The 8,818-nt window shown below is 71.8% G+C and carries 6 protein-coding genes; 3 read left to right on the plus strand and 3 right to left on the minus strand.

From position 1 onward, the window contains the following. On the plus strand, nt 1–896 hold an 896-nt coding region (locus GKQ77_RS21225; RefSeq protein ID WP_219690511.1), incomplete at its 5' end, for a protein phosphatase 2C domain-containing protein. 123 nt (nt 897–1,019) lie between these two features. Continuing rightward, the gene (locus GKQ77_RS21230) at nt 1,020–2,762 is read left to right on the plus strand and encodes a pyruvate dehydrogenase (RefSeq protein WP_219690512.1); all 1,743 of its coding nucleotides are present in this window, start codon (nt 1,020–1,022) and stop codon (nt 2,760–2,762) included. A gap of 34 nt (nt 2,763–2,796) precedes the next feature. Here GKQ77_RS21230 and GKQ77_RS21235 read toward each other — a convergent pair whose 3' ends face one another. Beyond that, the gene (locus tag GKQ77_RS21235) at nt 2,797–5,841 is read right to left on the minus strand and encodes an alpha-mannosidase (RefSeq protein ID WP_219690513.1); all 3,045 of its coding nucleotides are present in this window, start codon (nt 5,839–5,841) and stop codon (nt 2,797–2,799) included. Between the two features lie 176 nt (nt 5,842–6,017). Here GKQ77_RS21235 and GKQ77_RS21240 point away from each other — a divergent pair, with 176 nt between their 5' ends. Further along, complete coding sequence (locus tag GKQ77_RS21240; protein ID WP_219690514.1) at nt 6,018–6,503, plus strand: ATP-binding protein; 486 nt, start codon at nt 6,018–6,020, stop codon at nt 6,501–6,503. A 32-nt stretch (nt 6,504–6,535) separates the two neighbouring features. On the opposite strand, the gene GKQ77_RS21245 is transcribed toward GKQ77_RS21240, so the two are convergent. Together GKQ77_RS21245 and GKQ77_RS21250 are read right to left on the minus strand one after the other, a co-directional pair. Next, nucleotides 6,536–7,597, minus strand: coding sequence for a DUF2637 domain-containing protein (locus GKQ77_RS21245; RefSeq protein ID WP_219690515.1), 1,062 nt, complete (start codon nt 7,595–7,597; stop codon nt 6,536–6,538). A 187-nt stretch (nt 7,598–7,784) separates the two neighbouring features. Then, the gene (locus GKQ77_RS21250; protein ID WP_219690516.1) at nt 7,785–8,651 is read right to left on the minus strand and encodes a (2Fe-2S)-binding protein; all 867 of its coding nucleotides are present in this window, start codon (nt 8,649–8,651) and stop codon (nt 7,785–7,787) included. Between the last annotated feature and the right edge of the window lie 167 nt (nt 8,652–8,818).

Here is an 8,818-nt window from a genome sequence, read left to right on the forward strand (position 1 = left end):
ACCCGGACGATCTCGGCGACCCCGTCGCGGACACCGTGCTCGACGGCGCGCGGTACGGCGCCTCCACCCTGCGCGCGGCCTCCGTGCGCGGCGACTCCGCCCGCTACCGCGGCGAGCCCCGCCGCGACTCCCTGCTCACCGCCCGCTTCGGCACCGGCGAGGACGCCCTGGTCCTTGTCGCCATGGCCACCGGCGCCCGCGCCACCCCGGGAGCGCACCGCGCCGCCGCCGAGGCCTGCGCGTGGATCGGCCGGGCCGTGGGGCGCAGCCACCAGCGGCTCGCCGAGGACATCAGGGCCGCCCGGCGCGGCGACCTGAAGTCGGGCCTGCACCGCCTCACCGACCGCAGCCTCGGCAAGCTCCGCGCGCACGCCGTCGACCTCGGCCTCCAGCCGGACGAGTACGCCGCATCCCTGCGCTGCCTCCTGCTGCCCGCCGACCCCCAGTGCCGTACGCGCGTCTTCTTCGGCGTCGGCGCGGGCGGCCTCTTCCGGCTGCGCGAGGGGGAGTGGCAGGACATCGAGCCGCGCGTGGCGGACACCACCGGTGAGGCCGTGGTCGGGTTCGGCTCACCGCCGCCCCGGCCCCCGGACGGCGACCGCCTCACCATGGACCTGAACATCACCACACCCCCGAGCCCCTACGAACCGGCACCCGAGCCGCCCTCCGACCCGTTCCGCTTCCGCGCCTCGGTCGCCCGCCCGGGTGACACCCTCCTGCTCTGCAGCGCCGGCCTCGCGGAACCGCTGCGCGGCGAGCCCGGACTGGCCGCACACCTCACGCTCAGGTGGCGCGAGAGCGGCCCGCCGGGGCTCGCCGCGTTCCTGGCCGACATCCAGGTCAGGGTCAAGGGGTACGCCGACGACCGCACGGCCGCCGCGGTCTGGGAGGCATGACCGCCGTACCTGTGAATTCATGGACCAAAGGGTTCCAAGTGGTTACAAGGGACCCAAGGGGTTACAAGGGCCCCAAGGGCTCCATGAGGCCCAAGGTTCCAAGGGTGAAGAGGTGCGTACCGCATGGCCAAGCAGAACGTCGCCGAGCAGTTCGTCGACATCCTCGTCCGGGCAGGCGTCCAGCGCCTGTACGGAGTCGTCGGCGACAGTCTCAACCCGGTCGTGGACGCCATCCGCCGCACGAAGGAGATCGACTGGGTCCAGGTGCGGCACGAGGAGACCGCCGCCTTCGCGGCCGGCGCCGAGGCCCAGATCACCGGCAGGCTCGCCGCCTGCGCGGGCTCCTGCGGCCCGGGCAACCTCCACCTCATCAACGGCCTGTACGACGCCCACCGCTCCATGGCCCCGGTGCTCGCCCTCGCCTCGCAGATCCCCTCCAGCGAGATCGGCCTCGGCTTCTTCCAGGAGACGCACCCCGACCGGCTCTTCCAGGAGTGCAGCCACTACAGCGAGCTGATCTCCAGCCCCAAGCAGATGCCCCGGCTGCTCCAGACCGCCATCCAGCACGCCGTCGGCCAGTCCGGCGTCAGCGTCGTGTCGCTGCCCGGCGACATCGCCTCCGAGCCCGCCCCGGACAAGGCCGCCGAGACCGCCCTCGTGACCTCGCGGCCCACCGTGCGCCCGGGCGACGAGGAGATCGACAAGCTCGCGAAGATGATCGACAAGGCCGACAAGGTCACGCTGTTCTGCGGCAGCGGCACGGCGGGTGCCCACGCCGAGGTGATGGAGTTCGCCGAGAAGATCAAGTCCCCGGTGGGCCATGCGCTGCGGGGCAAGGAGTGGATCCAGTACGACAATCCGTTCGACGTCGGCATGAGCGGCCTGCTCGGCTACGGCGCCGCGTACGAGGCCACCCACGAGTGCGATCTGCTGATCCTGCTCGGCACCGACTTCCCGTACAACGCCTTCCTCCCCGACGACGTGCAGATCGCCCAGGTCGACGTGCGCCCCGAGAACCTCGGCCGCCGCTCGAAGCTGGACCTCGCGGTCTGGGGCGACGTACGCGAGACGCTGCGCTGTCTGACCCCGCGCGTCGCGCCGAAGAAGAACCGCAAGTTCCTCGACAAGATGCTCAAGAAGCACGCGGACGCCCTCGAAGGCGTCATCAAGGCGTACACCCGCAAGGTCGACAAGCACGTCCCGATCCACCCGGAGTACGTCGCCTCGGTCCTGGACGAAGTCGCCGCCGACGACGCGGTGTTCACCGTCGACACCGGTATGTGCAACGTCTGGGCGGCCCGCTATCTCACCCCCAACGGCAGGCGCCGCATCATCGGCTCCTTCAGCCACGGCTCGATGGCCAACGCCCTGCCGCAGGCGATCGGCGCCCAGTTCGTCGACCGCAGGCGGCAGGTCGTCTCGATGTCGGGCGACGGCGGCTTCTCGATGCTGATGGGCGACTTCCTCACCCTGGTCCAGCACGACCTGCCGGTGAAGGTCGTCCTCTTCAACAACTCCTCCCTGGGCATGGTGGAGCTGGAGATGATGGTGGCCGGCCTCCCCTCGTACGGCACGGCGAACCACAACCCCGACTTCGCCGCCGTGGCCCGCGCCGCCGGGGCCTACGGCGTCCGCGTCGAGAAGCCCAAGCAGCTCGCGGGCGCCCTGAAGGAGGCCTTCGCGCACAAGGGCCCGGCCCTGGTCGACATCGTCACCGATCCGAACGCCCTCTCCATGCCGCCCAAGATCAGCTCGGACATGGTGACCGGCTTCGCGCTCTCCGCCAGCAAGATCGTGCTGGACGGCGGGGTGGGCCGGATGGTGCAGATGGCCCGCTCGAACCTGCGGAACGTGCCGAGGCCCTGACCCTTGTGCGCGGACCTGGCGCGCCCGCCCTGCCTCAGGCGGGCCGCAGCCGCAGCGTGACGATCTGGAACGGCCGCAGCGTGAGCCTCAGCCCGGCCTCGCCCGTCTCGGCCTCGTGCAGCGGCCGTTCCAGCAAGTCCGTCACCTCGGCCCGCGCCACCGGGAACGACGTGCTGAGCACGCCCGAGGCCCGCCCGCCGCGCGACTCATAGAGCCGTACGACGACATCGCCGTCACGGTCGTCGGCGAGCTTCACCGACTCCACGGTGACCGCCGGATGGTCGACGCTCACCAGCGGCGCCAGGGCGGGCGCGTCGGCCACCCGCAGCGGCAGATTGAGCGCGAGCCCCTCCGCCACCGCGTCGCCCGTGTCCGCGCCGGGCAGCAGGGAGTACGTGAAGCGGTGCGCGCCCTGGTCGGTCTCCGGGTCCGGGCTGTGCGGGGCGCGCAGCAGCGTCAGCCGCACGGTGGTGGCGAGCGCGCCCCCGTGTTCCGCGCGCGTCACGTCATGGCCGTACGTCGCGTCGTTGAGCAGCGCCACGCCGTACCCCTCCTCGGCAACCCGCAGCCAGCGGTGCGCGCAGATCTCGTAACGCGCCGCGTCCCAGCCGGTGTTGGCGTGCGTCGGGCGGTGGACGTGGCCGAACTGGATCTCGGCGGCGGACCGTTCGGCGTGCACGTCCAGCGGGAAAGCGGCCTTGAGCACCTTCTCCGACTCCCGCCAGTCGACATCCGTGACGACATCGACGCGCCTGCTGCCCGCCGCGAGCCGGATCTCCTGCGTGATCCGCGAGTCCCCGAAGGCGCGCACCACCCGCACCGCGACCCGCAGCGGCCCGTCCTCGACCAGCTCGACGGAGTCGGCGTCCGTGAGGTCGGTGTACCGCCGCCGGTAGTGCCGGTCGAGGTCCCAGGCGTCGTAGTGCGTGGGGTGGTCGGGGTGCAGCTGGAGGAGGTTGCCGGGGGCCGCGAGCACCTCGCGGCCTGCCTCCAGGTCCTTCACCGAGGTCAGCAGCCCGGCCGCGTCGACGGTCACGCTCAGCTGCTCGTTGGTCAGCAGGATCGTGTCGCCGGTGGTGTGCGCGGCCGCTCCCGGGCCCGGTGCCACGGCGCTGTCCAGGCTCCGGCTGCCGAGCGCGGGCACCTCGACGCGCGCCAGCGTGCCGCCGCCGGTGTCCACCACCTCGCTGCGGGCGTACGGCGAGGCGTTCAGCACCGCGGGCCCGCCCGCGCCGAGGGAGCGCACGGCCGACGCGGTCAGCTCGTCCAGCTCGGCGAGGACCCGCTCGTACGTCTCCCGCGCCTCCCGGTGTACCCACGCGATGGACGAGCCCGGCAGGATGTCGTGGAACTGGTGCAGCAGGACCGTCTTCCACAGCCGGTCAAGCGCGTCGTACGGATAGACGTACGCGCGATCGCGCACCGCCGCCGCCGTGCACCACAACTCCGCCTCGCGCAGGGCGTGTTCGCTGCGGCGGTTGCCGCGCTTGGTCGCCGCCTGCGTGGTGTACGTCGCGCGGTGCAGCTCCAGATACAGCTCACCCGACCAGACCGGGGCCGTGGCGCCGTACTCCTCCTCGGCCGCCGCGAAGAACGCCGAAGGCCTCTCGATCTCCACGCGTGGCGAACCCTCCAGGGATTTCAGGCGCCGCGCCCGCTCCATCATCTCGCGGGTCGGACCGCCCCCGCCGTCGCCCCAGCCGAACGGCACCAGCGAACGGGTCGCCCGCCCCTTGTCGGCGAAGTTCCGTTCCGCGTGGGCGAGTTCGGCGCCGTGGAACTGCGAGTTGTAGGTGTCCACGGGCGGGAAGTGGGTGAAGACCCGGGTGCCGTCGATGCCCTCCCACCAGAAGGTGTGGTGCGGCATCTTGTTGGACTGGTTCCAGCTCAGCTTCTGGGTGAGGAACCACCGGACACCCGCGAGCCTCGCCAACTGCGGGAAGGCGGCGGTGTATCCGAAGGAGTCCGGCAGCCAGATCTCCTCCGTCTCCACGCCCAGCTCCTCGCGGAAGAACCGCCGGCCGTGCGTGATCTGCCGCGCCAGCGCCTCGCCGCCCGGCATGTTGGCGTCCGACTCCACCCACATCGAGCCGACCGGCGCCCAGGTCCCGTCCGCCACCGCCTTCTTGACGCGCTCCCAGATGTGCGGCTGGTGCTCCTTCACCCACGCGTACTGCTGGGCCTGCGAACAGGCGAAGACCAGCTCCGGATACTCCTCGGCAAGCGCCGTCACATTGGCAAAGGTCCGCGACGCCTTGCGCACCGTCTCGCGCAGGGGCCACAGCCATGCCGAGTCGATATGCGCGTGACCGGCTGCCGATACACGGTGCGCGCTCGCGTGCGCGGGCTTGGCGAGGACATCGGCGAGGGCCGCGCGCCCGGCGGCCGCCGTGCCCGGCACGTCGTGCAGATCGAGCGCGTCGAGCATGTCCTCAAGGGCCCGGAGGATTTCGTGCCGACGCGGACGGTCGGGGTCCACTTCGGCCATCAGCTCGGCGAGGACCTCGATGTCCAGGGTCAGCCGCCATACGTCCTCGTCGAGTACGGCGAGATCGGCAGACGCGAATCGGTAGATCGGCCGAGAGCCTGCGGTCAGTACGTCGCCCAGGGGTGTCGGCACGAAGTCGTGCAGAACAGCGGGATTGGCCGCCGCCTCCAGGAGCAGGTGCACGGGCTCGCCGCCCCGCGCGGGGGAGGCCACCGGGATATGCCGGTTGCGCGGGTGAACTCCCTTCAGCGGCACACCCGACGCGTCGTACACCAGACCCTCCGCCTGGAACCCCGGCGCGTCACCCGTGAACCCGGGGTCGACGACCACCTCGACCCGGCGCCCCCGCCACTGCTCGGGGACCCGCCCCTGAAGGCGGAACCAACTGGTCGACCAGGGACTTCCCCATTCCGTGCCGGTCTCGAAGGGTTCGTACGACGCCTCGAGAGCCGCCGCTACGGGCACCGGCTCGCCCGGCGCGTGCCAGACGGAGAGGGCGAGCGGAACCCTGTGCGAGTACTGGGCGGGGCGGATGAACTGGCGCAACGCCCGCTCCAGGCGGCCTTCCACCAGCAGTCTGTCGTCATGCACCGGGGCTCCTCGAAACGCTCGGCGGCGGGGTCCACCGCTTCATTTCCCCTCAGCATTTCGGCACACCTCCGCCATTGGTTGATGATTCGACAGGAGTGCCGTGATGGGGCCGGGGCATGCATCCCGTGAGGTTGTTCGAGCAAGGAGGCAAGGTCATCGCATTGTGGGCGGGGGTCATGACGAGGCAGTCACGTGGGGGCGGCCCCGGGGGAATCGGGGCCTCTTCGCCGAACGTACGGGACGAGACAGCCGAGGGAGCGCAGGCCGGACCGGGCCGGACGCAGCTCAGCCGGCGGCTCGGGAGGTCGGATCTGTCGGCGGTACCCGAGGTCAGGGCCGCCCTGAGGGAGTTCTTGAGACGCTGGGGGAATCCGGGCCGGGCCGACACGGCCGAGCTGCTCACCAGCGAACTGGTCACCAACGCACTGGTGCACACCGATCACGACGCGATCGTCACCGCGACCCTGGGCCCGCGCGGCCTGCGCGTCGAGGTGCGGGACTTCGTGGGCCGCCACCCCGAGCCGCGGGCGGCGGAGGCCGACGACGGCACGAACGGCAGGGGCCTGGTCCTCGTGCAGTCCCTCGCGGACGCGTGGGGCGTGCGCGCGCACGGGGTGGGCAAGGCGGTGTGGTTCGAGCTGAACGGTGGCGGCACGGCGTGAAGCCTGCCGCCACCGCCAGGCACCTGGTGTGATCAGCCGAACTGCTGCTCCAGGTCCTTGAGCTTCTGCTCCAGCGAGTCGAGCCGGGGCAGGGTCTGGGTGTCGTCCTCGGCCGTGAGGTCGACGGTGACGGGGGTGGCACTCTCGGAGTCACTCCTGACGGCCTGGAGGGAGGGACGGGCGCGTACCGGCAGCTCTTCCTGCGCCGCTATAGCAGGGTCCGCGCCGACCTGCGCGGACCCGGCGGCCGCGGAGACCGCCTGCACATCGACCTGCCGACCGCCGCGGGCGTAGCCCCGGTGGCCGCGGCTGATCGCCTTGAGCCTGGCGCGGTCCAGCTTCTCCTGGTCGCGCCGTTGCAGCCGGGTGCGCTCCTTCTCCCGGCGGTCCTCCCGCACCTCCTCGACTGCCTCGTCCAGCGTCCGTACGCCTTCGAGGAGCATCAGCGACCAGGCGCCGAAGGTCTCCCGGGGCGCGCGCAGCCACCGCACGATACGGATCTGCGGCAGCGGACGCGGCACCAGACCCTGTTCGCGCAGCGCCGCCCGGCGGGTCTGCTTCAGCGCGCGGTCGAAGAGCACCGCCGCCGAGAGCGACATCCCGGCGAAGAACTGCGGGGCACCGGCGTGGCCGAGCCCCCGGGGCGCGTGCACCCAGTTGAACCAGGCGGCGGCCCCGGCGAACGTCCACACGAGCAGGCGTGAGCCGAGCGCCGCGTCACCGTGGCTGGCCTCGCGCACGGCCAGGACGGAACAGAACATGGCCGCGCCGTCGAGGCCGAACGGCACCAGGTACTCCCAGCCGCCGGAGAGGCTGAGGTTCTGCCTGCCGAAGCCGACGAGGCCGTGGAAGGAGAGCGCGGCGGCGACCGCCGCACAGCAGAACAGCAGCACATACGACGCGGTGCCGTAGATGGCCTCCTTGCGCCTGCGGCGCTCCTCGCTGCGTTCCCACGAGTCGTCGCCCGCGCCCGCCTTCGCCGCCTTGCCGTGGCCTCGCTTTCCGCGCGCGAGCACCGCCACCGCCACCAGCACGCCCAGGAGCAGGACGCCGCCGGGGAGCAGCCAGTCCAGCGATATATCGGTCAGTCTCATCTGGGGTCCCTTGCGTCGCGGTAGGGCGTTTCGGCGCCATAGTGACCCGATCCCGGCGGCCCTCAGGAGGGTTTCGGGACAAGAGAACGCCAAGGGGGTGCGAGGGAGTGCACAGAACGCGTTTTAGCTCGAACTGACGGTTGAACGGCAGGCGTTGAGTTCGATTAAACAGGCCCGAAGGGGTGGTTCAGCCGGAGACGGACGCGGTGGCGCTCAGCCGTGCCACGCGCTCCGTGTCGCAGGTGCGCGGGCAGGTGACGCAGGTGTCCTCGGGGCGCAGCGTGTAGAACATGCAGCAGCTCGCCCGGTCGCGGGTCGGCAGCGACTCGCCGTTCGGCCCCGTCAGCTCCCGGAAACCGGCCGTGCCCACGTACGGCTTCGTGGCGCCCGGCAGCAGCCGCTCGAGCTCCGTCATCGCGCGGCGCTCCTCGCCGAGGAGGTGCGCGATGTACCAGAGTCCTTCGACGATCTCGTCGGTCGCCGCGCTCCACAGGGCGCGCGAACGGCGCCGCATCCGGGGGCCGAAGCCCTCCAGGAGCGGGCCCAGGTGCTCGGCGACCGCCGCCCGCACCTCGGCGCGCAGGGCCTCCTCGTCGGGGACGACGTGGGCGCCGGGGAGTGCGGCCGCCGGGTCGTCCGGCAGGCAGGCGAAGCCTTCCGTGCGGACGGCCATGCGGCCCAGGCTCCGCTGGAAGGAGACGTTCGCCACCGGCAGGCGCGGGACGCGGCGGTGCAGGAACCACGGGACCGTGATCAGCAGGGTGGCGGGCCAGGCGTACCGGTGCAGGCCGAAGCTCGCGACCACGTCGGGGCGGGCCTGGGTGCCGTAGTCCTTCAGTACCTGCGCGTTGTCCCACGCGAGGAACGCGTCGAGGTCGGCCCCGCCCTCCGCGAGCCTGGCGGCGTTGACCCAGCCGCCGCCGTGGGGGGTCCGCTCATCGGCGCCCAGCTCGGTGACGCGCAGTCCGGGGAACACATCGGCGAGGCGGGCATAGGAGTCCGCGACGGCGCTGGGGGCACTCTGGGCGGGCGCGGCCAAGGTGGGAACGGACATGCGAGGGACCACCGAATCGCGATCGATTGCAGGTAAGCCTTACCTTACCCGACGTGATCGAGGTTTCAACCGCGGTCCTGTCCGCCTATGGTGCCTCTCGTACCTTTCACAGCAGGCGAAGACGGGGCGGGGCGGACGTCGTGGAGCAGACCGGAGCGCGCGAGGCG

It is taken from the genome of Streptomyces anatolicus, assembly GCF_019400875.1.
Lineage (GTDB): Bacteria > Actinomycetota > Actinomycetes > Streptomycetales > Streptomycetaceae > Streptomyces > Streptomyces anatolicus.

Bases quoted from the DNA above. Each gene is read 5' to 3' on its own strand.
- GKQ77_RS21250 (WP_219690516.1), bottom strand. From the start codon at position 8,651: ATGTCCGTTCCCACCTTGGCCGCGCCCGCCCAGAGTGCCCCCAGCGCC.
- GKQ77_RS21240 (WP_219690514.1), top strand. From the start codon at position 6,018: ATGACGAGGCAGTCACGTGGGGGCGGCCCCGGGGGAATCGGGGCCTCT.
- GKQ77_RS21245 (WP_219690515.1), bottom strand. From the start codon at position 7,597: ATGAGACTGACCGATATATCGCTGGACTGGCTGCTCCCCGGCGGCGTC.
- GKQ77_RS21230 (WP_219690512.1), top strand. From the start codon at position 1,020: ATGGCCAAGCAGAACGTCGCCGAGCAGTTCGTCGACATCCTCGTCCGG.